The organism is Paenibacillus sp. FSL M8-0334, assembly GCF_038000405.1.
Lineage (GTDB): Bacteria > Bacillota > Bacilli > Paenibacillales > Paenibacillaceae > Paenibacillus_AQ > Paenibacillus_AQ campinasensis.
Genome location: NZ_JBBOCH010000001.1, coordinates 2,451,562 through 2,477,832, shown reverse-complemented (window position 1 = coordinate 2,477,832; position 26,271 = coordinate 2,451,562). Strand labels below are relative to the sequence as shown.

Annotated in this window: 21 protein-coding genes; 9 read left to right on the top strand and 12 right to left on the bottom strand. The window is 50.8% G+C overall.

From position 1 onward, the window contains the following. Positions 1-57 precede the first annotated feature (57 nt). A complete protein-coding gene (locus MKX64_RS10830; protein WP_155618633.1) occupies positions 58-1,521 on the top strand; it encodes a hypothetical protein in 1,464 nt (487 codons plus the stop codon). Positions 1,522-1,660: 139 nt separating this feature from the next. Beyond that, complete coding sequence (locus tag MKX64_RS10825) at positions 1,661-2,515, top strand: hypothetical protein (RefSeq protein WP_341035776.1); 855 nt, start codon at positions 1,661-1,663, stop codon at positions 2,513-2,515. 232 nt (positions 2,516-2,747) lie between these two features. Here the strand turns inward: MKX64_RS10825 and MKX64_RS10820 are convergent, their stop codons facing one another. The 3 genes from MKX64_RS10820 to MKX64_RS10810 form a co-directional block, all read right to left on the bottom strand. Next, positions 2,748-5,717 (bottom strand): S-layer homology domain-containing protein, encoded by a 2,970-nt coding sequence (locus MKX64_RS10820; protein WP_341035774.1) that lies wholly within the window; start codon positions 5,715-5,717, stop codon positions 2,748-2,750. Between the two features lie 351 nt (positions 5,718-6,068). Next, positions 6,069-6,809 (bottom strand): Gfo/Idh/MocA family protein, encoded by a 741-nt coding sequence (locus MKX64_RS10815; protein WP_341035773.1) that lies wholly within the window; start codon positions 6,807-6,809, stop codon positions 6,069-6,071. Then, complete coding sequence (locus MKX64_RS10810; RefSeq protein WP_341035771.1) at positions 6,727-7,077, bottom strand: Gfo/Idh/MocA family protein; 351 nt, start codon at positions 7,075-7,077, stop codon at positions 6,727-6,729. Before MKX64_RS10810 ends, MKX64_RS10815 begins: the two co-directional genes overlap by 83 nt. A 287-nt stretch (positions 7,078-7,364) precedes the next feature. On the opposite strand from MKX64_RS10810, the gene MKX64_RS10805 reads away from it, so the two are divergent. The 3 genes from MKX64_RS10805 to MKX64_RS10795 all read left to right on the top strand — a co-directional run bounded on the left by MKX64_RS10805 (position 7,365) and on the right by MKX64_RS10795 (position 10,253). Continuing rightward, on the top strand, positions 7,365-8,045 hold the full coding sequence (locus MKX64_RS10805) for a response regulator transcription factor (protein WP_341035770.1): 681 nt from the start codon (positions 7,365-7,367) through the stop codon (positions 8,043-8,045). Further along, positions 8,038-9,198, top strand: coding sequence for a sensor histidine kinase (locus tag MKX64_RS10800; RefSeq protein WP_095399310.1), 1,161 nt, complete (start codon positions 8,038-8,040; stop codon positions 9,196-9,198). The genes MKX64_RS10805 and MKX64_RS10800 overlap by 8 nt, the downstream gene beginning before the upstream one ends. Positions 9,199-9,290: 92 nt before the next feature. After that, positions 9,291-10,253 (top strand): D-alanyl-D-alanine carboxypeptidase family protein, encoded by a 963-nt coding sequence (locus MKX64_RS10795; protein ID WP_155618636.1) that lies wholly within the window; start codon positions 9,291-9,293, stop codon positions 10,251-10,253. A 20-nt stretch (positions 10,254-10,273) separates the two neighbouring features. Here the strand turns inward: MKX64_RS10795 and MKX64_RS10790 are convergent, their stop codons facing one another. The 4 genes from MKX64_RS10790 to MKX64_RS10775 all read right to left on the bottom strand — a co-directional run bounded on the left by MKX64_RS10790 (position 10,274) and on the right by MKX64_RS10775 (position 14,333). Beyond that, positions 10,274-11,575: a glycosyltransferase family 2 protein gene (locus MKX64_RS10790; protein ID WP_330164026.1), complete on the bottom strand. Its 1,302-nt coding sequence runs from the start codon at positions 11,573-11,575 to the stop codon at positions 10,274-10,276. 45 nt (positions 11,576-11,620) lie between these two features. Next, the gene (locus MKX64_RS10785) at positions 11,621-12,385 is read right to left on the bottom strand and encodes a GGDEF domain-containing protein (protein WP_230875793.1); all 765 of its coding nucleotides are present in this window, start codon (positions 12,383-12,385) and stop codon (positions 11,621-11,623) included. A gap of 41 nt (positions 12,386-12,426) precedes the next feature. Beyond that, entirely contained in the window at positions 12,427-13,530 is a 1,104-nt protein-coding gene (locus MKX64_RS10780; RefSeq protein ID WP_095265170.1) for a glycosyl hydrolase family 8, read from the bottom strand. A gap of 131 nt (positions 13,531-13,661) precedes the next feature. Next, positions 13,662-14,333, bottom strand: coding sequence for a YdeI/OmpD-associated family protein (locus tag MKX64_RS10775; RefSeq protein WP_341035766.1), 672 nt, complete (start codon positions 14,331-14,333; stop codon positions 13,662-13,664). 258 nt (positions 14,334-14,591) lie between these two features. On the opposite strand from MKX64_RS10775, the gene MKX64_RS10770 reads away from it, so the two are divergent. After that, complete coding sequence (locus MKX64_RS10770) at positions 14,592-16,979, top strand: glycoside hydrolase family 16 protein (RefSeq protein ID WP_341035764.1); 2,388 nt, start codon at positions 14,592-14,594, stop codon at positions 16,977-16,979. Positions 16,980-17,010: 31 nt separating this feature from the next. On the opposite strand, the gene MKX64_RS10765 is transcribed toward MKX64_RS10770, so the two are convergent. From MKX64_RS10765 to MKX64_RS10755, 3 genes are all read right to left on the bottom strand, one after another. Further along, on the bottom strand, positions 17,011-18,666 hold the full coding sequence (locus tag MKX64_RS10765; protein WP_445670834.1) for an IS1182 family transposase: 1,656 nt from the start codon (positions 18,664-18,666) through the stop codon (positions 17,011-17,013). 319 nt (positions 18,667-18,985) lie between these two features. Continuing rightward, positions 18,986-19,546, bottom strand: a complete 561-nt coding sequence (locus MKX64_RS10760) for a TetR/AcrR family transcriptional regulator (RefSeq protein ID WP_095268007.1) — start codon at positions 19,544-19,546, stop codon at positions 18,986-18,988. Between the two features lie 30 nt (positions 19,547-19,576). Next, complete coding sequence (locus MKX64_RS10755; RefSeq protein ID WP_095268006.1) at positions 19,577-20,752, bottom strand: MFS transporter; 1,176 nt, start codon at positions 20,750-20,752, stop codon at positions 19,577-19,579. A gap of 188 nt (positions 20,753-20,940) precedes the next feature. Between MKX64_RS10755 and MKX64_RS10750 the strand changes: the two genes are divergently transcribed. Together MKX64_RS10750 and MKX64_RS10745 are read left to right on the top strand one after the other, a co-directional pair. Beyond that, positions 20,941-22,629, top strand: coding sequence for an alkaline phosphatase (locus MKX64_RS10750; RefSeq protein ID WP_341035761.1), 1,689 nt, complete (start codon positions 20,941-20,943; stop codon positions 22,627-22,629). 165 nt (positions 22,630-22,794) lie between these two features. Further along, positions 22,795-23,556 carry a DUF4386 domain-containing protein gene (locus MKX64_RS10745; RefSeq protein WP_341035759.1) on the top strand — a complete coding sequence of 254 codons (762 nt, stop codon included), beginning with the start codon at positions 22,795-22,797 and terminating at the stop codon, positions 23,554-23,556. Here MKX64_RS10745 and MKX64_RS10740 read toward each other — a convergent pair. Next, positions 23,525-24,109 (bottom strand): Crp/Fnr family transcriptional regulator, encoded by a 585-nt coding sequence (locus MKX64_RS10740; RefSeq protein ID WP_095268003.1) that lies wholly within the window; start codon positions 24,107-24,109, stop codon positions 23,525-23,527. The genes MKX64_RS10745 and MKX64_RS10740 overlap by 32 nt on opposite strands. A gap of 225 nt (positions 24,110-24,334) precedes the next feature. After that, complete coding sequence (locus tag MKX64_RS10735) at positions 24,335-25,009, bottom strand: hypothetical protein (protein WP_341035758.1); 675 nt, start codon at positions 25,007-25,009, stop codon at positions 24,335-24,337. A gap of 329 nt (positions 25,010-25,338) precedes the next feature. Between MKX64_RS10735 and MKX64_RS10730 the strand changes: the two genes are divergently transcribed. Further along, positions 25,339-26,205: a helix-turn-helix transcriptional regulator gene (locus MKX64_RS10730; RefSeq protein ID WP_155619046.1), complete on the top strand. Its 867-nt coding sequence runs from the start codon at positions 25,339-25,341 to the stop codon at positions 26,203-26,205. The last annotated feature ends 66 nt before the right edge of the window (positions 26,206-26,271 follow it).

Below are 26,271 nucleotides of genomic sequence, written 5' to 3'. Positions count from 1 at the left end.
AGAATATACTGGAATTGTATTTAAAATATTCTAGATGGTTGAAAGGAGTTCTAATTGATGAAAAAGAAACTCTCCCTCACCATGGCCATGATTCTACTCGTTATCCACGTCTTTAGCTTTCAGGTATTTGCTGATCCCCTGCCGGAAGGCCCGGTCATCACCGGCGAAGATCTTGAGGCGGCCGCGCCACCGGAGGTACTACAGCCCAGTGAAGAAATGATCACCGAGCTTGTCCAGAGCGAGTCAGAGATGGATACTACGAAATTGAAGCAGCATCAAACGGACCTATCTGCAACACTGAACTCGATCACAACAAAATCGAAATCATCCGCCCATGAAATGAACGCCTCACCGCAATCGATCAGCACCTCGGCAGAGACTTCTACATACATCGGTTATATCCAGCAGGAAGGAACCTCCGCCTTTTTATACCCGTTTTACGTAAATCCCGGAGATATCCTGCAGGTTCAGCTTGACAGCCCCGCACTCGCACAGCTCGACTACGATCTGTACCTTTATGAATTCGATATGTCTACCGGTGATTTGAACCCCAATCCTATTGATTATTCCATCTATGGAACCCATCTGAACAACTATGCCGACGGCGCCAGAACCTTGTCCGAGAACGTCGGCACCAAGAACACGACCTCCGCCCCTAAAGCCTACCTGATGGAGGTATATGGAGCGGTCGGAGCAAGCATCAACGAGCCGTTCTATTTAACGGTCTCCACGAGTTCGACCTATGACCCGTTCGAGACGGATGAGAATGCTTTCCGTGCTTACCCGTTCACCGTGGCGCTTGGAGGTTCCAGCATTGTCAGCCGCTCCATTAACTCCGAAGTGGACCAGGATTGGTACGCAATCACCGTTCCAGCCAGTCGCAATTATGACGCATTCCAGATCAGTCTGGACCAGGCCTCTGTCGCGGCCGGCTACAAAGCGGAGCTGTACGGCGCCTTAAGCGGCAATCGCATGACACGGATCTCTTCCGACACTGACAAAGCCGCTGTAGGTACCGGCACTTATTACCTTCGGGTGTATACAACCAACAGCTATTCCGATACCAATTACACACTCCATGTACAGCCGATTCTCCGGGCTGACCGCATTGTGATCACCGGTTACAACTCAAATGGCGGTCCGAACGATTATCCAAGCTATGCTTACGGGCGATTCTACCGGATTACCGGAAACAGCTTCACAGTCAACGGCGTGGTGGCCACGTCCGATAACTATGCTGTAGCCAATGCAGAGGTGGAAGTGATCTGGGAGAACAGCTATTGGACCGAGGGCAGCGGCAATCGATATCGGAGCGGAACTGTTACAACCAACAGCCGCGGGGAATTCAGCATTACGCTATCTCTCCCGTCTCCCACCGCCAGCCTCAGCCAGTTCTTGCCGGGAGCGATTAATTTCACCCACTACTTTGATCTTTGCGGCGTACTGGCCAGAGTGACCGATCGGCCTAGCGTGAATACCATTGATCGCGTATATCATTTTGCCTATAGCATCCGCGGGTAATGATGCCCGAACGTGAATTTCCTTGCAAGCGGCCAAGCTGGCCGCTTTTTTTCTTCCGCGGATATTCAAATGTCGGCTCACTTGTCCGATATAAATGGATATAAGAGGTAAATATTGAAGGTAATAGGGTGAGATAACGATGAACGTAAATGGAAATGCTCCACACACCATCATGAATCTCTACACATCCCGCAAATCACATCCCGACCGGCTTGCGTTAGTGACCGATGCGCCTCCCGTGCGGCCGCATGACAAGGACTCGGTCGAGATCAGTCCCGGTGCGCGTCAGCTGGCCGATTCCGCTATTGTGCATCATTCGGCTGTTTATTTTGGAACGGCTCAAATTCATGATTCGCTGAAGCAGCTGCTGCAGGATCAGCCGGCACAGGTAAGCGAGGCTGCTTACGGCATTATTCAATCCAATTTCATCACCAACGAGACAGACACGGATAAGCGGGCTGCACTTGTGGAGCTCGGTCTTGCTCAGGCTCAATTCATAGCTGACAACTACATGGACAAGGATGCGGCTGCACAATGGATGGATACGATGCGTCTCATCGCAGCGATCTCTAACACGGGCACCGTCGATCCTGACACCAATGTCATCCGTTATGACACTCCGGCACAGAGACCGGTCGGCGCTCCTGATGATTATGTCGACCTGGGCGAGATGATGCGCCGATTCGAGCCGGACACCATGACCCAGCTTCAGGAGGCGATAGCCACCGGAGGCGACTGGGGCAGCATCTTGGATACCTTTGCCCGGAAGGTGGCTGCGCGCGAGGACTGGGTAACGGAATATCGACAAGCCGCCGCCGACCAGATGAAGGAGCTTCAGAGAAGCACGGGCCCCGGCCGGTTCGACCGCACTTCAACCAGCGACTTGACGAGCTTTGTGCGGGACGTTCAAGCCCGCATGACCGGCATGGAGATGGACACTGGCTTCCTGCACAGCAATCTCGAAGCTTTCATGCGCACGCTGCAGCGCCAGTAGATGCGGGTGGAATGGCGGCGTTGTTGACACGAACGACGTGATTTGGCGGGGTATTCTCCGCAAAGATTCATAAGCAGAAACGAGGATCCGCGGGTAGCTGCACAAAAAAGAAACCTGTCCTGTTCGGTTAGTGGCTGGGTAATCCGCCATTTTACCAAGGATAGGTTTCTTTTTCTTAAATCCGCATGACAGGGCTGCTCGATCGCATAGCGCTCACGTCTGCGAATTATGCTTATTTTATCTCCAAAGCTCGAAGGATAACAGCCGCGACCTCCGCTCTTGTAGCATAAGCTTCCGGTCTAAACGCCTGGTTCGAATACCCGTTCATGATCCCGCGCTGTACTACGGCCATCACTCTTGGATTAGCCCAATCAGATATGGCCCCCTGATCCACGAATATGGAGTTGAACGTGGTCGCTTCTAATCCCAGCAGCTTACCGATCATAACCGCCATCTGCTCGCGCGTCATGCGATCCTCTGGACCAAAGGAAGTATTGCTATAGCCCTGAATGATATCGTGAGCGTAAGCGGCGGAGATCGCTTCAATCGCCCAATGCGCTTGTACATCTTCAAAAGGAGGCGAAGCCGTAAGTCCATCTTCTAGCTTAAGCTGAAACGCTCGCACCAAGATGGTCACGAACTCTGATCTTGTCACGGGCTGATTCGGTTGAAAGGTTCCATCCGGATAACCGCTAATGGCCCCCATAGCTACCAGACGATGGATGCTCTCCTCGGCCCAGTGTCCGCTAATATCGGATAAATGAACAGCAGGTACAGGTACGGGTGCTTCTTTCTCTTCCTCTTGTGAGGCGATCGCCGCAAATTTAGTAAAATGGTCGACCGTTCCGCTGATGCTATGCTTCTCCTCGTCCACTTTAACGTTATTGAGCTCGACCCATTCCTGATTTGCTCCGTCCAACCCGTAAAGGGACACGTTCATGCCTTCCCTATTAACAAAATCCTCATCCTCTGTTAACTCCAAATGTAGGGTAACTTCCTTATGAAACTTCCCTGCTTGATCTTTTTTAAGCTCGATGACTTCACTAACAAACCGCTCTTTCCCTGTTAAAGAGAGTGTATCGGCCAGAGCCAGAACCTCTGTGCTGCGCAGCCGGTTAATCGTAAGGTAAAAGGATGTGTTCCAAGCTCCCTCAGGAATTACAATCTGGCCCCCCTGAAAAGAAATGGTTGCCCCAGCCTTCGAAATCAGGTGGGTATTTGGAGGCATGCTACTCCCCCTGCCGTCATTTGTACCGCCAGTTGCGCCCCCATTTGAACCGCCGCTTGGACCACCGTTTGAACCGTCGTTTGGACCGTCATTGTCAGGGACATCGTCAATAACGGGTGTCGAGTCACTGACCGTGATAACCAGTGTCTGCGGCTCCCCTGCACTAAAGGTAAACGTCAGACTCGTGGCGCCTAGAGGCAGACCGGCTAAGTATTCCTTTTTGATCGTTACGAGGTTATCTGCCAGCGTATAATCTATATCAGGAACCAGCGCCACTCCCTCATTTTCTATCGCAAGTAACGTATTTCCCTTCCATGTTACTTCTGTTGTTATATCGGCATACGTTGCAGAGGTCACATTTTTGTCAAAACTTGCCATTACGGGACTTATCACACTATCGTACACTCCGGCAACCACTTGCGTTATGGTAAAGGTAACGTCCTCCATATGGTCGGCCGAGACCGTCACTAAGCCTGTGTATGTACCTGGCGCCAGTCCATCCTTCGCCTGAATGGTAAAGGTCGTTGACGCTGCTGCATGATTTAATGCTGTAGCTGCGGGCTGGCTAATCTCAAACGCATCAGCATCCGCTCCACTTAAGGCCACCGCAAGGCTTGTTAACTCCCCTGTTCCATTCCTTGTGATCGTCATGGTCTTGATTTCCGGTGTCCCCGGCTCATACCCTACCGTTAGCGGAGTCATTTGCTGATCCTGGATCTCCTCTATGGTATACGTCAGCGAAAATAGTTTGATGATACGGTCAGCACTATAAGGGATCATCCAGATATTCTGGCCGTCAAATACACCACTATTAAAAGCAGCTAACCCCTTTGAGAAGCCGCTTGGCCAATTCTTGTAGGTTGCCATTTCGCCTGTCGTTTTATCAATTCGCACGACCCCAATCCCATCCGAATAGGGAAGGAGCCAGATGCTTTGACCATCATACACGCCACCTTGAAAGATGCTCCCACCGGCTCCTTGCCAAGCATCCCTAGGCAAGTCGTAGCTAGTCATCTCCCCTGTCAGCGTATTGACTTTCAACACCTGCAAAGCGTTAAGAGGAACCAGCCAAACGTTCTGACCGTCATACACACCACCCGCAAAGGCATACGGATTCTTCGTAAATCCGGCCGGCCAAGCGTCATAGTCTGTCATCTCGCCTGTTTCCGTGTCCAGCTTCACAATCCGGTCTGCATTGTATGGAATCAGCCAAATATTTCGACCGTCATATACACCGCCCGTAAAGGAATACTGATTTTTCATAAATCCGGCGGGCCAAGCGTCATAACCGGTCATCTCACCCGTTTCCGTATTCAGTTCGATAACGCGATCAGCTGACGCAGGAATAAGCCACAGACTTGATCCAGCATAGATCCCGCCTGAAAATGCATTTTCTCCTTTAGTAAATCCCACGGGCCAGTTCTCATAGCCGCTCATCTCACCCGTTGCTTTGTTCACCTTAACAACCTGACTGGCATTATAAGGGACCATCCAGATGTTCTCACCGTCAAACGCCCCGCCCTTGAATGACCCGACGAAGAAGCCCCCGTAGCTCCCCCCTAGATCAAGATTCGCAGGCCAGTCGTTGTACCCCGTCATCTGGCCGGTCACGCTATCCACTTTCACAACCTGATCGACATTGAAAGGAAGCATCCAAATGCTCTGACCGTCAAAGACCCCGCCAGCAAAGGCATAACCATCTTTGGTAAAACCGCTCGGCCAATCCTGATAGCCCGTCATTTCAATCTCTGTGCCTAGCGGTTGAGCCGGAATAAGTCCGCTATAACTAAACCCATCCTGATTATGAATGTAGTCCACGGTCCGTTCAGTACTGGAGCTTAAGCTTATTGGAGTGCTGGACTGCGTGAATTCTGACCCTGCAGCCGACATACCTACTGGTTGAAATAGTGCAATATGACATACAAGAAATAAGATCAGAAAACTCGCCATTCTTTTTGAACTGTTGTTTTTCAAACGCATTCACCCCTATTATTTTGCTAGCCTAAGCTCTCTTCCACAATCTCCTACATTATAAACGATATCTATAAGGAAATTAATCCCTCGTAAAGGGGATCAAGAGGAAGAGCCTGCTGGGAGCATCTGCATCCTCTTTATAAGCCATGAGGTCGCACGGATTACAGCTCAGACAGAAAGGATCGCGGCATGCTTCGCCTCAGGATGACTTATACGATTTGTTGTACAAGACGGCCCAGTTCAACGAATAAAAGGTGATTTGTACGACCATGCATACAAATCACCCGATGTCATCCCGATAACCTTGAGTCGGAGGACAATTTCCATCCGGACCCGAGATCGTCAAATCCGTCACTTGGACTGCAGCAGCGGTCTCAAGTCCGTGAAGCCTTCCCCCGGTTTGCGCAATGCTTCCAGCACCACCTGGGCGTTATATCCATCATAGAAATCATAGACCTGGCCCGGCTCCCCGTCTAATATCCGAAGAATCTGCTTCAAGATGGGCAGCTTGCTCTCCTCCGCTTCGGCCGGTACAGGCTGTAATTCTTCTCCCTTACCGCCCTTGAACAGATGGCGCCAGTTCTCCAGCGCTATTGTCCCCTCGTCCCCGTGAACGACCAGGGAGACACGCTCTTCCCCTTCACGATGATCCGTACCCGACACCTGGATATCCACGCCATGATGCAGCCGCATCGTTGCCTTGACGGTGCTCTCGCATTGTTTCGAATCCGCCGGAAACTCGACCTCGCTCTGAACATGGGTTATTGGGCCGAACACCTGCTGAATCATATTGATCCAGTGGATGCCCACTTCCAGCAAATACCCGCCCTCATGCCGGGACGTAATCCAGGCATTCTGCTGCCAGGCTCTTGGCCACTGCGGAAACTCCAGGTAGAGCTCCATACGCTGAATGCTCCCGATGGCCCGTTCCTGAACGAGCGATTGCAGCTTCTGTACAGCCGGATCGAGCGGAAGCGAGAAGTGAATCACATGATTCACCCGTGCCTGCTCAGCCAGCTCCAGCAGTCGCTTCGCCTCCGCTAGGCTGTTGGCCAGCGGCTTCTCGCAGAAAGACGTGAATCCCCTTCTCAAAAGCGATCCGCGCCACATTGTAGTGCAGGGATGGCGGAACCGCGATATAGACCAGATCGAGCGGTATCTCTTCCAGCAGCAGCCGATAGTCTGTGTATAGCGCAGGGGCGCTCCCTCCAGCCGCTTCTGCTTCGCGCCGCAAACTTGCTTCGTCATTGTCGCATAACGCCACCAGTTCGATCTTGTCCGTAAACTGTGGCAGCAAGCGATGAATCATATGCTTGCCCATATGCCCAAGGCCAATAACAGCCAATTTCCATTTGCTCATCGTGTTCTTCTACTCCCGTCTGTGGTCATTTGTGCAGGATGCCTGGCATCCGTGAAACCGAGCACGCCGTTCTCTCATCGCGTATAAGGAGAGCTTATCACAACATCCCCTCCGCGGACTACAGCCTATCTTTTTTTCTCCGAAGGCCGCCTCCCTTGAACCCTCGAATCTCTCTTCTTTACAATCCGTGTTAAGATAAAATAAATTCCCGTGCATACTGATGTGATGACAGGCAAGCGCGGGGATATCCGCCTTTGCGGCATACCAAGTGGAGGATTGAATGAGTCATGACCGATATTCTAATCGTAGACGATGATGATAAAATTCTGGAGCTGCTCGAATTATACCTGGCCAACGAAGGCTATACTCTTCATACAGCCAAGGACGGCGAGCATGCCTTGTCCCAATTTGCCCGGCACCCTATTGATCTGATCGTGCTGGATGTCATGATGCCGAACGTGGATGGGATTGAAGTCTGCAAGCATATTCGCAAAACGAGCAACGTCCCCATCCTAATGCTGAGCGCCAAAGCCGAGGATATGGACAAGATCCACGGCCTTATGACCGGGGCCGATGACTACATGGTCAAACCGTTCAACCCGCTCGAGCTGGTGGTCCGGGTGAAGGCTTTGTTGCGGCGGGCCTATCCGAAGCCGATGAGCAGCTCAGAGGACGAAATTGTCGTTCACAATGTGGCCATCAACAAGAAGACCCATACCGTCAAGGTCGATGGGCAGACGATCAAGCTGACCTCGCTGGAGTTTGGCATTTTGCATTTACTGGCATCACATCCCGGCCGGGTGTTCAGCTCGGAGGAGATCTTTGAATTGGTATGGAAAGAGCCTGGACCAGCGTCCACCAAGACCGTCATGGTGCACATAAGCAACCTGAGGGAGAAGCTGGAGTCTGCCATGAACGGCTTGTCGATCATTCATACTGTGTGGGGAGTGGGATATAAAATTGAATAAACAACTGCTGGGGTTGCTGCGCGACCTTCCGAGATGGAGAATAATATTCCTGATCGTGCTGGCCGGAGGGCTGGCTATGCTGACATTTCTCTTATTGGAGAATATCATCACCAGTATCTTATACAACTCCCTCGTATTCACCAATACGAGAAATGCTTTTATAGATATCGTTGGCCCCCGCAAGTGGGACCGATTGCTGCAGGTGGTAGAGCCCGTGGTCTATCTCGTGCTATGGATGATGCTTACGCTCTTGTACCTGTACCTGTTCTACCGCAGGGAAAGAAGAGCCTACTACGATCGCTGTGTCTCACGGTTGATCCAGGATGTGGCGTTTATTGCCGAGGGGAATTTTAACGACAGGCTGAAAGAGATGCCCTTCCAGGACCTGGCCCTGTTATCCGACCATATCATGATCGTTGTCGATCGCCTGAAGCAATCGATGAAGGAGGAGCTGCAGGCGGAGATGACCAAGAACGAGCTGATCACCAACGTCTCCCATGACCTGCGAACGCCGATGACGTCCATTCTGGGCTACCTGTCGCTGATTGAAAATGACAAGTACAAGGACGAGGTCGAGCTCCGCTACTATACCCAAATTGTATATGCCAGGGCTTCTGCGCTTAACAACCTGATTCATGATCTGTTCGAATACACGAAATTGAGGAACAAAACCGTATCCCTCGAGAAAATTCCGATCAATATGGTGGAGATGCTCAGCCAGATGGAGCAGCAGTTTCGCCTGGAGCTGGAGCGCAGCGGGGTGGAATGCCGACAATTTTACTCGACGGAGGAGAAATATGTACTCGGTGACAGCAACAAACTGGCGCGCGTATTCGAGAATCTGTTCTCCAATGCGATTCATTACGGCAAAGACGGTAAATACCTGGATATTTTTCTGAAGGATGAGGATGATACCTTGATCATCGACATTGTGAACTACGGCGATCCGATTCCTGCGATCGACCTGCCTCATATTTTTGACCGCTTCTACCGGGTGGAGAAGTCCAGATCGGCCGAAACCGGCGGTTCGGGGCTCGGACTGGCCATTGCCAAAGATATTATCGAGCTGCATCAAGGCACCATTGACGTGTCCAGCAGCAGTGAAAAGACCTGCTTCACCGTCCAGTTGCAGCTTCTGAACAAGCAGTCGTAACAATCTTTATATTTCTTTAGAATTTTCTTCCGGATTCTTTAATCCGCTCCATTACAATGACCTTAATCATGTATGGATAGGAGCAAAGATCGATGAAGAAAAGAACCCGACGCACGAGAAAAATCAGAGAGGGGCAGCTGTTTCTGCTGTTTGTCTGCCTGGCCATTGCCCTGTTCCTGCTTATCTGGCATACATACGGCAAGAGACCTGAAGTATCGGCAAGAGCTGCGATTCTGATCGATGCCCGCTCAGGTGAAGTGATCTACGCCAAGGATACAGACACGCCATATCCTGTGGCGAGCATGTCCAAGATGATGACGGAATATCTCGTCCTGGAGCATATCCGAAACGGAGCCCTGACGTGGGAGGAGCATGTGACTGTCAGCCGTAAGGCAGCCCACACGACCGGTGCCTCCATCGCCATTCAGGCAGGGGACCAGCTCCGTGTGCGTGATCTGTTCATCGGGATGGCCCTGCCCTCCGCCAACAATGCCGCCGTCGCCTTGGCCGAGCATATTGCCGGCAGCGAGACTGAATTCGTGCGCATGATGAACAACAAAGCCCGGGAGCTGGGTCTGTCCAGCTACACCCAATTTGTGAATGCCACCGGGCTCACGGAGGAAGCAACCGGGCGCAATACGATGATGACAGCCGCCGATGTCGCGGCGCTTGCCTTCCATCTTGTGAACGATTTCCCGGAAATTCTCGACTACAGCGCGGTCCAGGCGTATGAGCTGGAGTTCAGGGATCTTTCGGTATTCAGCACCAACGACATGCTGCATTCAACGAACCCGTCCTACCACGTCCAAGGACTGGACGGGCTGAAAACCGGTTATACCGCCGCAGCCGGATATTGCTTTACCGGAACGGCGGCCAGAGACGGGAAGCGGCTTATTTCCGTTGTCATGGGCAGTCCTACAACCGAGGCGCGCTTCATGGATACCAAGGCGCTGATGTCCTACGGTTATCATGATTCGCCAAGCCTGAGCTATTATATTCACAGGCTGTTCTCGCGCGCGCAGTCGACGTGGGTGCAAATCGGGCGGCTCTCATGAGCTTCTTATGAGCTCTACTATTAGCCGAAGCGCTGCGTTTTGTACCATTTCACTTTTCGCCCTGTCACCTTATCAATCAACAGGGAACAGAACGCGCGTATGGACACCAGCACAAACAGCTGGGCATATGTGAAATAGGACAAGCAGGAGAGAATAAAGTTTTGCGTCGTGCTTTGTCCGATATCCGTCGCCAGCGCGAGATTGATCTGTAATACGAAGAGGTAGTACATCAACCCCCAGGCGATCATCAGGTAAATATACAGATCGTCGGCGAACTGGAACGGGGATACCACTTCCGGATGAAACAGCGAGATCCCCCAGTACACGAGATTGACGACAATAATGATATCCGAGATGATAATGGACAGCAGATACCAGAAGTAGCTCGCCGCATAATACAGCACCTGCAGCTTAATGCGCCAGCTTGAGCGTCCAAACAGATGGTGGATATTCTCCATCACAACCGCAAAGTTCCCTTTCGCCCAGCGCTCCCGCTGCTTCAGGTACACGCTGAGCTGCTCCGGCTCCTGCTGATAGGCTTCCGCCTGAGGCGCCAGCGCGATCAGCTGACCTCTCGTCATAATCTCGAAGGAAATCGCCGTATCCTCAGTGATCGCCTCCGTGTCCCAGCCGCCGATTTCGCGGATCAGCTCCGTCTTCACAATAAAGTTCGTGCCGGGGATCGTCCCCAGCCTGAACAGCTCCCATAGCCCGGTATGGTAAATACGCTGTGCGGTAACGAGCTCCAGATTGATGCATTTGGAGAGAAAATTTTGTCCGCGGTTCCTCGCCTTGTTCCTTCCAAAAACCGCCCCGTATCTGTCCGGGTCCTCCAGCGCTTTTTCAATCAAAAAATACAGCGCGTTCCGCTCCGGCGCCGCATCCGCATCAAACACGCATACCCACTCATGCTTGGCATGCAAGAGCGCATCGTTCAGCGCTCCCGACTTGCCGCCGGTTCCCGTGCGTTCGAATATCATGAAGTCCCGGTCGCGGTAGGCTTCCCTCTGCTTCAGCTCCTTGAGCTTCGCTGCCGTGCGGTCACTGCAATTGTCGGCAATGACAATCAGCTGCACTTTATCCTTCGGATAATTCAGCCGCAGAATATGCTCTGCCGTAGCCGCGATCACCAGCTCCTCATTATGTGCAGGGACGAGCACGGTCACCTTGGGGAAGTGCTCCATTTCATCCTGAGACGGAATATCCCACTCCTTGCGGCTCTGTCTGAAAATGAACCGGACCGCCCCTCCCATAATGACGATGGACTGAAATACCGCCGCCCAGATACTCAGTATGCAAAAAACCAATAAGAGATCAGCCACTGTTCTTCCTCCGGTCATATCTACGATGGACACGAACCCGGAAGGTCAGTGTAGCGATGAGCAGCGCCAGCGCCGCACAATGGCAAACACAAGCGCCCCGGCGCGGATCACCAGCTTCAGCTCCCGGCCATTCCGGTCCTGAAACGGAATATCCATCAAGGCATTTTTGATCCGGTCTGTCAGCGCCTTTAGGTAGGCCTGGTTGGTCATCGGCAGCAGCACAATGAACCTGCCCTCGTCCAGGGCAAATTTGTAATCTTCATACCGAATTTGCTTCCGGATCGCTTCCGACAAGGACGCGAGCAGCCGGGCATACCCTTGGGAGCCGAGCGCTTCTTGCACCATCGGGAGAAATTCGATTTTGAACATGGCCAGGCAAAAGTTATACGTCTCCGAATAACGATGGGCCAGATTCGACTGCTTGACCAGCGTTTCTTTAAAAGCTTCCTTGTTGCCCAGCAACGTCGCCAGGTCAACTTCCGGGTGTTTGTGCTGAAGCTCCTCCAGCCTCTCCATCATCCGTTTATTGCGAACGAGCCCCGCCTTGATGAATGCCGCTGCAGCCACATTGGCCGGGATCTGCCACAGCAAGGAGAAGGATAACACGTTCACCTCGGCATAGGTGGCCAGCCATACAAAATAAGCAACAATATATATGAACGTAACCACAGCCGAGAAGCCGGCAGGAGCCAGAAATCCGAGCAGCAGAGCAGCCAGGCAGCCTATGGCGAACACGAGCTCCATCCAGGTGAAAGACTGGTTTATGAATACATGGATATAAACCAGCGTTTCCTGCAATGGCCAAAGCAAGCAGCAGAACGTAGCCCCACACCATCCGCTGAATCAGTTTTTTATTTTCCATGTCCACCCCTACGAATTGCATACTCCCCTAATAAAGGAAGCAAGTTATCAAAAATATGCGTATTTCCCTCAAACACATACCCTCCGGGATAACGTTCATCCTGCCCCCTGAGTCTCTGCATCTGTTCATACAGCTTGTTAGCGAACACCGGGTCTCCCTGCTGAAGCGAGTATACGATCGCCAGGCCATACACCGATGAGGATTCGTAGTCCACCGCCGCTGTCCGGTCAGCCCGCCGATACTGTCCCGCGACCATTCCGGTCTGTTCATACTCCCGCTTCAGAAACGAATGCAGCGACTGCGCTTTTGTCGTTTCACCCGCATAGATCGCCACCAGCAGCTGATCAATCATGTTCACCTCGGACACATAAGTGTATTCCCCGCTCACCACGTTATAGGACTTGGGGAAAAATACACCGTCATCCGGCATGTCCTGCAGCAGCGCATGGTATCGGCCGTACGCTTCCTTATCCAGCAGACCCGCTTGCATAAGAGCTTCCAGCACCGGCAAGTCCACATAAGCGAGACTCAGCGTGTCCGGCGCTTCCGCTCTGGCAAAATCGTAGAAATCCACCAGGTAGCCGTTCTTCTCGGAGCGGCTTAATAATGTATTCGTAAGCTGGCGGGCTGTCTCTATCCATTCAGGATGCTCCTCCCACTTGCGGGCACCTTCCAGCAAAGCCCCGATAATCCGCAAATCATCCCCAAGCGCATTCGTGCTTACTTGCGCCTCGCCCTCACCGCTGAGCTTCCATGCAATGTAGCGGGGCTCGGAGGCAATAAAGTATTGGACCAGCTGTTCATAGCTTCTCTCAAACTCGGCAAGATCATCACTTGCCAGCGCCGCCTGCATCCAGAACCCAAGGGACTCGGACAGCGCTTCTCGCCCAGCCGCCAGCTCAGGCACGACAGAATCGGCCCCTTGTAAATACGTGGCCAACGTGCCGTTCGGATTCGTCATATGGGTCATGATAAAACGCTTCGTCAGATTTTCTCCCCCCGCCCGGGTCAGCCAGCCTCCGATTCCGAGAGCCGCCCCCAGCAATATGCATAGCCCTATCCACACCGCTTTGCGTCCACTTCGCCAGTTCAAGCCGTCTACCTCCATTCCAACAGGACGCCTATATCTTGGTCATTCATGATTTATTAGAGGGAATAGAGTCCCAGCACATTGTAACAACCGCTTCTGTACAAAAACTGTACAACCTGCCTGGCCGAACAGCGTTACCTTTTTCCCCGCCGATAAAGATCCATACTTTTATAGCCTTGAGCCAGAACAGCGATCATTTCTTCTCTGCGCTTCGCTCTCGTCTGCTCCTGGATCGCGCTGTATACATAACGGGCCCAATCCTTGCGATACCCTGGCGTAAGCGAACGATAGAACGCGAGCTCCGCCGGCGCACCGCTCAAATCCTCTTCGATTTGCGGGATGAAGGAAACGTAATCATCCACGCTTTGACTTGGCTTCGCAGATCCCGAGACGGCCTTTTTCCTTTCATTTTTAAAGCCTACCACCGTAAATACCTCGTTCATCCCCACCATGCGATTGAATTTGAGACTGCTTGTCCCGATATAGCCATCTTCGTCCGCCCCAACCCCCTCAAATAGCGAATCCCGGTGAATATAAGTCGGGTATACTCGGTTTCCTTTTTTAGGATAGGCGGCATATAAGAGACCGCCCTCACGCAATCGATTCCCGGCGATGATGGTCCCGATAAGCTGCTGAAAGGCATTCATATCCAGCACGAAGGCAAAAATCAGGTCGTATTGCTCCTGGATTAGCTCGTGATCCGCATCCGACAGCTCAACCAGACTCTCCTCGCCTGCCGGCGTATTCAACACGGCTGTCTTCTGATACTTTTGCAAATTCAGCTTCTCTACAATGGTTTTAGGCATAATGTACTATTTCCTTTCAGCGTGGATGATCCCTCTTACACCTTTCTACTCGTATACACGAAAATTATCATACGTCCAAGGTCTTGGCAATGGTGGACTTGTGTTTTACGACCCGAAATAATGGGACCTAACCAAAAAAATGGCACCTATCCATCTGATGACGTTATCGATAGAATAAAGATGTTTCTGGTGTAAGCGTTTTCCTATGAGACCTTTCAGCCAGGACATCTACTATTATTTTATTTAGGGAGGGTATTTATGAGGCGATCTTACTCTTCGGAGAAGCGTTTGGTGTCAAAAGTGTGGTGTTTGTTCTTAGCGGTAGTCATGGTGGCCAGCGTAGGTCTGTTGCCGGCATCGAAGGCTCAGGCAGCGGCAACCACCATTACCTCTATGGATTACTTTTCGCCAGCAGACGGGCCTGTCATTTCCAAATCCGGGGTTGGTCAGGCTAGCTACGGATTTGTCATGCCTATATTCAACGGAGGCTCTGCCACGTTGCAGGATGTTGTCCAGGATTTAGGCGTCAATGTGAGAGTCGGCGGCAATTGGGTCGATATCGACAGCGTAAGCCGCTTTGTCTATAACCAGAACTGGGGCCACTGGAGCGATGGCGGCTTCAACGGCTACTGGTTTACCATCTCTGAAACGACAGAGATTCAACTGTTCTCCAAAGCGAATGGCGTGACGCTGAATTACACGCTTCAATTCCAGAACATCAACAGAACGACCATTACGGCGATGACGCCTACACAAGGACCGGAGATCACAGCAGGCTTTACAGGCGGCGCCGGTTTCACCTATCCGATCTTCAACAACGATCCGGCCATTCCTTATGAGGCTGTAGCCGATGATCTGAAGGTGTACGTCAAGCCTGTCAACAGCAGCGAATGGATTGATATCGACAACAATGCGGCCAGCGGCTGGATCTATGACCGCAACTTCGGTCAATTCACCGATGGCGGCGGCGGTTACTGGTTCACGGTCACCGAATCGATCCATGTGAAGCTTGAGTCGAAAACCTCTTCGGCCAATGTCATCTATACCATCATCTTTAATGAACCGGTGAGGAATTCATACATGATTACTCCATATGAAGGCACAACCTTTACGGCAGATAACAGCGGTGCAATCGGTATTCCGCTGCCTAAAATTGACGGCGGTGCGCCAATTGCATCCGAGCTTGGAAATTTTGTATACCAGATCAACAGAAACGGACAATGGGTGGACTTGAGCGACTCCGCGCAAAGCGGCTTCTCTTACTCTGCTAACGGCTACAACAACATGTCCGATGCGAATCAGTGGGGCTACTGGTCCGACTATATCTACGGCCTGTGGTTCCAGCCGATTCAGGAAGACATGCAGATCCGCATCGGCTATCCGCTGAACGGGCAGGCTGGCGGGAATATTGGCGATAACTATGTCTATTACACGTTTATCGGCAATCCGAACGCGCCTCGTCCAGACGTAAGCGATCAGGAGGACATTCCGCTCAGCACGCCGGACAACCCGAATATTGAAGGTATGACCCTGATCTGGCACGATGAATTTAACGGAACCCAGCTTGACCATAGCAAATGGAATTATGAGGTCGGGTATTATCTCAATGACGATCCGAACACATGGGGCTGGGGTAATGCAGAGCTGCAGCATTACACGGACAGCACCCAAAATATTTTCGTACAAGGTGGTAACCTAAATATCCGGGCCCTGGAAGATCCAAAAACGTTCCCTCAAGACCCGGGCCGAGTGGCACCATACTCCTCCGGCAAAATTAACACCAAGGATAAATTCACCCTGCAGTATGGCCGCGTGGACTTCCGCGCGAAGCTGCCGACAGGCAACGGGGTCTGGCCGGCATTCTGGATGCTTCCGCAGGACAATGTCTACGGCACATGGGCATCCTCCGGTGAAATTGACATCATGGAAGCAAGAGGACGTCTGCCTGGAACCTCCACCGGCGCGGTTCACTTCGGCGGACAATGGCCGTCAAACACGCATCTGTCCGGTGAATATCATTTCCCTGAAGGACAGACCATCGCCAATGACTACCATGTCTATTCTGTCGTTTGGGAAGAGGACAACATTAAATGGTATGTAGATGGCAAGTTCTTCTTCAAGGTAACGAGAGAACAATGGTATTCGCTTGCTGCACCGAACAATCCGAACGCGCCGTTCGACCAGCCGTTCTATCTCATTGTGAACCTGGCCCTCGGCGGCACCTTCGATGGCGGCCGTGCGCCAAATCCGGGCGACATCCCGGCTACGCTTCAAGTAGACTATGTACGTGTGTATAAAGAAGGCGGCGAAGGCGGAGGGGGAGGCGGACAGAATCCGGACGGCCCCGGATCGCCTTCCACCATCGTGATCGGCGATGAGGTACGCGGCCTGAAGCGGACTGGTGATGATCTGTTGTTCTATGTCAACGGCGCGACCTTTGCTGATCTGCACTACAAGATCAATAACGGCGGTCAGCTGAATGTGGCGATGCATCCAACCGGAAACGGAAACTTCACCTATCCGGTGAACAACCTGCAGCACGGGGATACGGTGGAGTATTTCTTCACCTATAACCCGGGCCAGGGAGCGCTCGATACGCCTTGGTTCACCTATGTGCACGGCGTTACGCAAGGCAGACCGGAGTAACCGAATAATCCATATAAGCAGGAACGCGCGCTTATGATGCACGAATGGGGCTGTCCAATAAGTCCCTAAAGTAAAAAGGTTGGACGAGAAGAGAACCATTTCTCCGTCCAACCTTTTTACGTCCCTGCGTTTGAAAGAATGTAGCGAGGCGAATGCCTGCTACTTTCAGTAGATTGTGGGCCAAGGCCACAATCCCAAACTCTGTATGAACTTTTTCTAGACCCCGCAAGGAAAATCTGCGGAACGACCGATTGCCCTTGATGTGACCGAATACACTCTCAACCTCGACTTTACGTCGAGCATAGATCGCGGATTTCTCGTCATCCTCAAGGGCTGTTTTTGCCTTTGCCTTTAATTCTTCCCATACCGTGTTCCAGTGTACTTGACGATTTCCCTTTGCTTTCGTACATGCTGCCTTTAATGGGCAATCGCTACAATCCTCACATTCGTAAATCTTAAAGCTTTGCTCTAGGCCGGAGCGTGTCTTCTTCGTCTGGTACTTCTTAAACGAAACGTATCGACCATTCGGGCAAATAAAGCGATCGTCTAACTCTTCATACGTCCAATTGCTTGCATGCTTCATGTTCTTTTTGTAGCGTCTGGTTTGTTCGTGCATATAGCTGCCATATGGAATAAGAAAATCAAATCGCGTCTCTTTTTCTTCGCCTAACGCGTACAAATAGTTTTCCTCACTACCATAACCAGCGTCAGCAATCACGGTTTTAGGCATGGGTAAAGAAGACGCAGCAAGTTGCTCCATATGCGGAATGAAGCAGCGTGTGTCCGTTGGTCGTTGGTGAAGACTATAAAACAAAATAAATTGGTTTTCCGTTGCCATCTGTACATTGTAACCTGGTTTAAGTTGACCATTTTTCATGTGATCTTCTTTCATTCGCATAAACGTAGCGTCTGGATCGGTCTTGGAGTAGCTATTGCGATCACCAAAGCAAGCTTTCTGCTGATCATACTTGGCCAGACGTGGAAGAAAGTCTTGACGAATCTTTTTCAGAGGCTGTTTCCAGGCACTACGCTCTTTTCGTAAGGCTTTTCTCGCTTCACTGTCATTGGTTTGAGCGATCTGTTCAGTTAAGCGCTCTACTTGTTCTTCTAGAATAACAGCTGTTTCTTCAAGCTGTACAGGAAGCTCATCTGGATCGGTAGCTACCATTTCACTAGCTTCTTGCTGCGTGAGCGTATGAATATGCGCAAGGGTTGCCTGCACCTTTTCTTTGAGTTTCTCTTCAAAGCGTAACGTAGATTTTTTCCACACAAAAGAATACTTGTTGGCATTAGCTTCAATCTTTGTGCCATCCAAGAAGTAGTTCTCCATGGTAATAAAATTGTCGTTGATGAGCTTTTTAATCATCGTTTGAAAGAGCTCATCCATAAGGCTCTTCATTCGCACACCACGGAAGTCATTCAGGGTGCGGAAGTCCGGCTGTTGCATCGCAGCTAGCCACATCGCCGGTAGGTTTTCTTGTAATAGTTTTTCAATGCCACGGCAGGAATAGACTTTTTGAGAGTAGCCATAAAGAATCACTTTGAGCATCATTTTAGGATGGTAGGAACTACGGCCACCGCCAACATAATGAGCAAACAACAGCTCGTCAGGAATAGATTCAATCATTTCATCAATGATACGAGCGACATGGTGGGAAGGGATTAGTGATTCTAGATCCAAGATCATATGCATCTGCTTGTTATCATAAGCTTTAAAAGCAGGTGTGAGCTTTCGTTTAGAATCTATGTTTCCTTCTATATTTTCTAGAGGAAATGTGAGTTGCATGTTATAATGTTTAGTAGTAGTCATTTGATTACGCATAAAAACCGTCCCTTTCTGAAATGGTTGTGTGGTAACTTTCATTTTACAGGAAAAGACGGTTTTTTTGCGCATATTTTTAGCGTTTTACAAAAAAAGAGGCTGCCAGTAGTCAGGTTTCACTGACTTTCTGGACAGCCTCTTGTTTTATAGTGTATGGAAGGTACCTTTAGCCGCCGAATCTAGCTTAGACATGCCGTATTCCGGCAAGAAATACGCTCCAAGCAATCGCCATCGTGCGCTCGTACGATTGATGTGTCTCATAGACCAGCTGCACATCAAGTCCGTCCAATAGGGTAACATAGGCTACCGAGCATTCCTCCGGTGATGGATGTCCAGCCTCCTCAAATAACGCGGTCAGCTCCCCTTTTAGCACGGCAAGATAGCGTCTGTATTGAGATAAGACATAGTCATTCACTTCAAGTGGCGGGATAAATGAAAACACAAACATTAAGTTTACGTTAGGATGCATCAAGAAGCGGTTCTTATGCTCCACCAAGAAGTTATACAATCTGTCTTCCCAAGACCATCCGCCGGCACGGTGAAAATAATGATGCACAAATTCGATTTCACTTTGCACTGCTTCCGCGTACAGCTCCAGCAGCAGCTCCTTCTTGCTCGAATAATGGTACGAAAGGGACTGCTTGCGGATCCCTGCCTCTTCGGCGATCTTTGCCATCCGGGTCCCCTCGTACCCGTAACGATTAAAGTGTTGAATCGCAATTTCCTTAATTTTGTCTTTACTCAACTAGATTTACCTCCGACACAATGCATTCACTTATCCGTTTCTCTTCCTTCTGGCATAACCAATATACAAAAGCAAGTATAAGATCATGATGGCTATAGCTACATCATACACTACTTCATAGGAGAATGCTGAAGCAACCAGGCCCAGAATCATCGCCCCTCCACCTATGCCAAGGTCAAAAAAGTTGAAGAAGGAAGCCATCGCATTCTCATGCTCATGTTCATCAACCAGATTGATGCACCAGGTCTGAATCGCTGGAAAAACAGCGCCGAAACCTAGTCCGTAGACGGCCGCCGACACGAGAAACCACGCTTCGCTTCCGGATTGTGTAAGCAACCAGATGCCTACACCCATAAATACAGCTGAGGGTACAAGCACGGAGCCTGGGCCGAAACGGTCGAACATTTTTCCGGATACAAGGCGAACCGCGAAGCTGGCCAAAGCAACGATAAAGAAGAACCAGGCTATCTTATCAAATCCTTTTTCGGCAGCGTATAGCGCGATGAACGACATGATCGAGCCTGCCGCAACCCCTATCAGCATGATGAGCAGTGAAGGAAAGAGTACTCTTTTTTCAATCAGCTTAAAGGGAACTTCCGGTTGGTCTTCCACAGTGCCAGTATGCGGCTTCCGGGAGACGAACACAGCCATCAGCAGTGCCAGGAGCAAAATAAACATCCCTCCGAAAAAGAGGCCGTGAAAATCATATTGAGTCAACACACTCATCCCGATTAAAGGTCCGACCGAGACCGCCACGGTCTCCCCTACCCCAAAATAGCCCATTCCTTCCCCGCGGCGTTCCACTGGAATGTTCTCTGTCGCTAAGGTAGCGAAGTACGTGGTCGCTATTCCAAACCCAAACCCATGGATGACCCGGAGGACCAAAATCATCGCCGTACCTGACGCAAGGTAGTATAGACCTGTCATTGCCGCACATATTGCGATGCCGATCAACAGCAGATACTTTTTATCTATACGCGCTGCCAATTTCGCAGTAAATGGACGAATTAAGATCGCCGAGAACATGAACACCCCCGTTACCATCCCTATTTCCGAAGCCCCTCCGCCAAGATGCGAGACAAACAGTGGTAATGTCGGAAGCATCATTTCAAACACCATAAACAGAAGGGCATTGGCAGCCATAATAAAAATAAAGGATCTCCCCCATAAAGCAGCCCTTCTGACTTCTATCACTTTCGTTTCCATATGAACCTCCAAAATTACAGTATGGAAACATACTACCTGACTACAGTCAGATTGTAAACACTAAAGTTATCATTTTAATGACTAGACAAACACCCTTAATTAACAATATCTTAACCTCCCTCGAATAATACGTTAATATTTTGCTATTATAGTAAAGCTATTCCAATGGATTAGTAGGAGGTTAGATTATGTTCTCGAAATTCTACAGCAGATCCGCAAAGGTTTTCATTGCAGCGGTACTCATTTGGACCAGTTTAGTAAGCGTTGTCGGAGCGGAAGAAAAGGGCAGCGCAAAAAATGTGATTCTGTTAATTCCGGATGGCATGGGTATCAGCTATTTGACAGCAACACGGATTTACAAGGGAGAGGAACTGTCCTTTGAACGCTATGTGAAAGGATTAATGAAGACTGCCTCCGCAGATACCAATGTTACGGATTCTGCCGCCGCAGGTACAGCGATGGCAACCGGATACAAAACGAATAATGGTGTGATCTCGGTTACGCCGGACGGTGTGAAACCGGATTCGATTCTCGACGCAGCTCGGGAGAGCGGCAAGTCAACGGGACTGGTTGCTACTTCTCGGATTACGCATGCAACGCCTGCGGTATTCACGGCACATGATCCAAGCCGCGGCAATGAAGTGGCACTTGCTACTGAATATATCAATAATGTCGATATTATTCTCGGCGGTGGCCGTGATATGTTCTTGCCTGAGTCTGAGGGTGGTAAACAGCCGGAGCGTAATTTGGTAGAGGAAGCAAAGGCTGCGGGTTATGAGTATATTACAAATCGCAGCGAAATTGGACAAGTAGACGGAGACCAAATTCTTGGCTTGTTTGCCATGAGTGATCTGAAGTATGAAATTGACCGCGACAAAGAAAATGTCCCAAGCTTGGCTGAAATGACGAAGCTGGCAGTGGATACGCTTAGCAAGAACGATAAAGGATTCTTTCTCATGGTTGAGGGCAGTCAGATTGATTGGGCCGGCCATGCCAACGATCCTATCGCCCTGATTACTGACATGCTGGCATTTGAAGAAGCGGTTGACGTCGCGCTTGAGTTTGCCAGAGAAAACTCGGACACGCTGGTTGTTGTCGTTGGCGACCACGAAACAGGCGGTATGAACATCGGTAACACGCCAGGCGGGTACCAAGAAAATATCGCTGTATTGAAGAATGCAACCGGAAGCGTGAATACCGTCGGCGCGGAACTGCTCTCCAAGGCAATCACCACCGATGTTGGCAGCTCGGTTCGGGTAGTTAATCATGACATCTACATGCCGCTGAGAGAAGTCGTTGACCAGCTGGACGGAAAACTGGATTACAACGGTACTGATCTCACTGTCGATGTTGAAATTGCGAATTCGGCATTTACGGTGAATCTGCCAGAGAAATCGGTGAAAGTTGCTTCGCAGGAGCAAGAATCCGACTTCTTTGTGGAGAATGGCACAGCGTACTTCAACCTGAAATCCATCGCCGAATTAATTGGACTGCAAGTAGCCTATGGACAAGATGAAGATGGCAACGTTACAACAGCCTATTGGGTTGATGTGAAGCAAGTTGTTGAACCTATTGTTGGTTTCAAGCTGACCGAAGAGGATGTTGCTCAATTGACAAGCGTCAACTGGAATAATGCCACTACGCTCATTAATGAAGTCGGAACGGTGGTATCCGGTCACGCATTGATCAGCTGGGGATCCCGTCATCATACAGGAGAAGAGCTTCCATTGTATGCGTACGGCAAAGGCGCCAACGAATTCGTTGGTTTGATCGATAACACGAACCTGCCGCGCATTCTCTCCTACCTTATGGGTGTCGAATTGTTTGAGAATGAAGAAGCATTCATGCAAGAACTGGAGAAAAGAAGAAATCAGTAATTTTTTAATCAAAAAGGCCTCATCCCCACTTTATGGTGGGCGTTGAGGCCTTTTTTTGTATTCGAAAGGTCTCCGTCCATTCAATCGAACTCTTGACTTAAGTCAATGAACATCCCGCCCTGACCGGCTACAATGGGGTCATCACCAATCGGGAGGAATGCCTGAATGAATCCTTTAAGAAACGATATTGCGGGACGGCGAAAACCAGCGCTCATTGCCGGTACGGCACTTGTGATCATGATGATCGCCGCGGCGTTTTCATATGGATATGTCCATGGAAATTTGCTCGTTCCTGGAGATGCAGCTGCCACATTGAATCATGTAACCACCAGCGGCGCTCTTTTTCGGGGAGAGATCTTGGGCTGGCTCGTCATTTTACTGTGCGATATTGTTGTGGCCTGGGCCTGTTATGTCTTCTTCAAACCTACTCATCCCCATCTATCCCTGCTAGGCGGGTGGCTTCGGATCACGTATTCGGCGATTCTGGGCATAGCGATTATGCAGCTGCTGTTCGTTCAGCTGCTGGTCGGCGGTGATGCCGTGTCATCGGGTTTTACGCAAGAGCAGGTTGGAGCACAGGTATTGCTGTATTTCGAAGCGTTTGAACAGATATGGTCGGTGGGTTTAATTATCTTTGGCGGACACCTGCTGATTCTAGGGCTGCTGGCTCTGAAATCCGGCCATGTGCCCAGATGGATTGGCATTCTGCTGCTGATTGCTTCAGCCGGTTATGGCCTGGTTCACGGGGCTCAGATCTTTTTTGCGGAGCATGAGGGGATCGGCTCAGTGCTTGAAATGGTATTTATGCTGCCGATGACAGCCGGAGAAGCGGGCTTCGCCCTATGGCTGCTGTTCAGAGGGGGAACAGGAAAGCGTCCGTTGCGTGACTCCCCGGCTACATCGAGTCCCGAAACACCCTCTTCTTGATTCTGCTCAGGGACTCCGGGGTCATCCCCAGATAACTTGCCAGCTGGTGCTGGGGCACACGGTCGATGAGGGAAGGGCGCTTCTTCAACAGCGTTTTGTAGCGTTCTTCAGGCGATGAGGCGATAAAGACGGCAAACTCGGCCTGAACCTGACTTAAGTTCTCTTCAATCATTCTGCGAGTCATCGTCTCTAATTGCGTGTATTTGTTGTACATGTCCTGTTCAATGTCGAGCTGGCCTACAACCATCACGCCATCCTCCACACAGGTGAATGTATGGTCTGACGACTTGTCTTCCCGGTGATGATTGAAAACCGCTATCGCCTGTTCTTCGGTATAAAAATTCGAAGTAATCTCCCGTCCCTCTTCATCCACCGAGTACTGCCTTACGCAGCCCTGCAGGATGAAATAACATTTCGTGGGGATGTCCCCTTGCCGAATCAGGACCTCCCCTTTGTTAAAGTGCTCGATATTCAGCTCCTCGATAATGGCTTGCTGCTCCTCTTCACTCAGTGAGGTCAGTCTGTTCATATATTTATTCAAAATGTCCTTCATTGCTGCCCGCACGCCCCTCTCTTCCCGCTCTGCATATAAGCGCGTTCCATTTATACTATTCCGTTCGCTACTTATATATCAGTTCGACGAAGGGGCTTGATTTCCTTCGGATACTGGATGTTACGACATATATATGATATGGTCGCCGAAGCTTGTTGTCCTATGGGAACATGGGAAATAACCGGGAAGCTTGAGCCCCCGGCCATCATGAACCTGTGGTTTCATTCACACACCGGCACTTCGCTCGCGACCCGAGCTGAGCACATAGCCCAGCCATATCAGGGCCAGCCCCATCGGAATGGCCAGAATCCGATCTAGCGGATGAGGAATGACAGCAGCAGCGAGCGTCACCACCGCCCCGAACGCAAGCAGGGCCCCCGCCGCACGGGGCAGAACACCGGAGCGAAAGGTAGCGATCCCCAGCAACAGACCTCCCAGCAAGTACAGCCCCCCTGCTATTGGCGCCAATGCCGGAAGGGCGCCCAGGTCAGCTTCGCTGCTGCCACCGCCAAAAATCCCAAGGAACCCTTCCACGAATAGTGGTGCGTCGGTGGCCAGCAATGGCAGCACAAACACTTCCACGAAGCTGAAGGCGGTCGAGGCCAGCCAGAACAGGCTGAAGATCAGATATCCTGCCACCCCGAGCCAGCCCGCCTCCTGCGCTTGTTTCACATAAATCCCGGTCAACCCGATCAGGAAGAACAGGGACATAAGCATGCTCAAAGCGGCAACCATGACCCACGGGGCAGTACGGACAGCGGACAGTTCCTCAGCAGGATGAATAAACTGAATGGCGATGTATAACAGTCCAGCCAAGATGGCAAATACACCGGTACCGCGCATCAGGCCGGATGCGGTTATATGCGGCTTGCCTGTTTGCTTGTTATCCTTGATATCCATTGAGACGACCTCCATTCAAGTATCTATATGACCGGGGGTGCATGCTGACCAGATGCCAAGGTGTGTGCGACCATTTTGCCCAGGCAAATATCCTCTGGCCCTCCCGTATGACACCAATGTACCAGGGCCAGCCCGTCATTACTTTTCAAATCTTGCTGTAATGCGCCGGTACTACGCTGCTCCCCGGAAGGAACGCAGTAAAGACAGGGGCTGGTGAATGCAGGCTCCGCAGCGTGTTCTTCTGATTTTACAAATCATTTGATCCTCCGCTAATTGCGGTGTGGTATACTGACCACAACATTCACTAGAACCCGGAAGGGGGGGTGACGATGGACCATCACAAAGTGGTCGAGCAGGCTCTGGTGCATATCGAGGACAACTTGCAGCAGCCCTTGTCACTGGATTCCGTTGCAGATGCTTTTCATATGTCAAAATTTTATTTCCACCGCTTGTTCTCGGCGATGATGGGGTGCTCGTTAAGCCAGTACATCTTGAAGCGAAGGCTGAATGCGTCCTTGCCGCTCATCCACAACAAAACAATGTCCCTGACAAACATCGCATATGAGCTGGGCTTCGGTACACAAGCTTCTTTCACACGCGCCTTCAAGCGTCAGTACGGGGTGCCGCCCAAATCGTTACGAGCAGAGCAGGCCGTTATTACGCCTGAACCGATTCCTGCTGTTGTACAAAGACCGGTCAAGAACGTGAACGGGGATATTGTCACCGATTTCACTCAGACGGAACTGGGCACGCTCCGGGTGAGCGGCATCGCCTTTGAAGTGGACCTGGCCGGGGATTACAAAGCGCGGATTCGAACCCATGCCCAAATGCTGTTCAATCACATGGATGATACCGCGGACGACCCATGCTATGTGATCTATTCCAACTGCGAGCCCCACTCCACCCGGTTCAAGGTGCTGTTCGGCATTCCGCGTGAAGTGCAGATCGATCTGCCGTATTATTTCACCGTGGATGTCCCCCAGCTCTTCTGTGCCAAATTCAAATATACGGGAGATATCCTGGACATTGGGGACGTGCTGAAAACTGATTATGCAAGATTTCTGAAAATCACCAGACAGGAGACCGAGGATTCGCATATCGAGCTTATTCAAGTGTTTGATGATGTTCAGCATCTGGATGCCGCCTACCACATCTATGCCCCGATCAAGAAACTGCCGATCGATTCGGAGATTTAACTGAGGTCTGGATGAGGACAGCCCCATACTGATCCAGGGTTGTAGAAACAGAAAGAGAGCCATCCC

What these genes read in the sequence shown, in the direction of transcription:
- MKX64_RS10830 (WP_155618633.1), top strand. Translation starts at nt 58, where the DNA reads ATGAAAAAGAAACTCTCCCTCACCATGGCCATGATTCTACTCGTTATC.
- MKX64_RS10825 (WP_341035776.1), top strand. Translation starts at nt 1,661, where the DNA reads ATGAACGTAAATGGAAATGCTCCACACACCATCATGAATCTCTACACA.
- MKX64_RS10810 (WP_341035771.1), bottom strand. Translation starts at nt 7,077, where the DNA reads ATGAGCAAATGGAAATTGGCTGTTATTGGCCTTGGGCATATGGGCAAG.
- MKX64_RS10805 (WP_341035770.1), top strand. Translation starts at nt 7,365, where the DNA reads ATGACCGATATTCTAATCGTAGACGATGATGATAAAATTCTGGAGCTG.
- MKX64_RS10795 (WP_155618636.1), top strand. Translation starts at nt 9,291, where the DNA reads ATGAAGAAAAGAACCCGACGCACGAGAAAAATCAGAGAGGGGCAGCTG.
- MKX64_RS10775 (WP_341035766.1), bottom strand. Translation starts at nt 14,333, where the DNA reads ATGCCTAAAACCATTGTAGAGAAGCTGAATTTGCAAAAGTATCAGAAG.
- MKX64_RS10770 (WP_341035764.1), top strand. Translation starts at nt 14,592, where the DNA reads ATGAGGCGATCTTACTCTTCGGAGAAGCGTTTGGTGTCAAAAGTGTGG.
- MKX64_RS10765 (WP_445670834.1), bottom strand. Translation starts at nt 18,666, where the DNA reads ATGATCTTGGATCTAGAATCACTAATCCCTTCCCACCATGTCGCTCGT.
- MKX64_RS10755 (WP_095268006.1), bottom strand. Translation starts at nt 20,752, where the DNA reads ATGGAAACGAAAGTGATAGAAGTCAGAAGGGCTGCTTTATGGGGGAGA.
- MKX64_RS10750 (WP_341035761.1), top strand. Translation starts at nt 20,941, where the DNA reads ATGTTCTCGAAATTCTACAGCAGATCCGCAAAGGTTTTCATTGCAGCG.
- MKX64_RS10745 (WP_341035759.1), top strand. Translation starts at nt 22,795, where the DNA reads ATGAATCCTTTAAGAAACGATATTGCGGGACGGCGAAAACCAGCGCTC.
- MKX64_RS10740 (WP_095268003.1), bottom strand. Translation starts at nt 24,109, where the DNA reads ATGAAGGACATTTTGAATAAATATATGAACAGACTGACCTCACTGAGT.
- MKX64_RS10735 (WP_341035758.1), bottom strand. Translation starts at nt 25,009, where the DNA reads ATGGATATCAAGGATAACAAGCAAACAGGCAAGCCGCATATAACCGCA.
- MKX64_RS10730 (WP_155619046.1), top strand. Translation starts at nt 25,339, where the DNA reads ATGGACCATCACAAAGTGGTCGAGCAGGCTCTGGTGCATATCGAGGAC.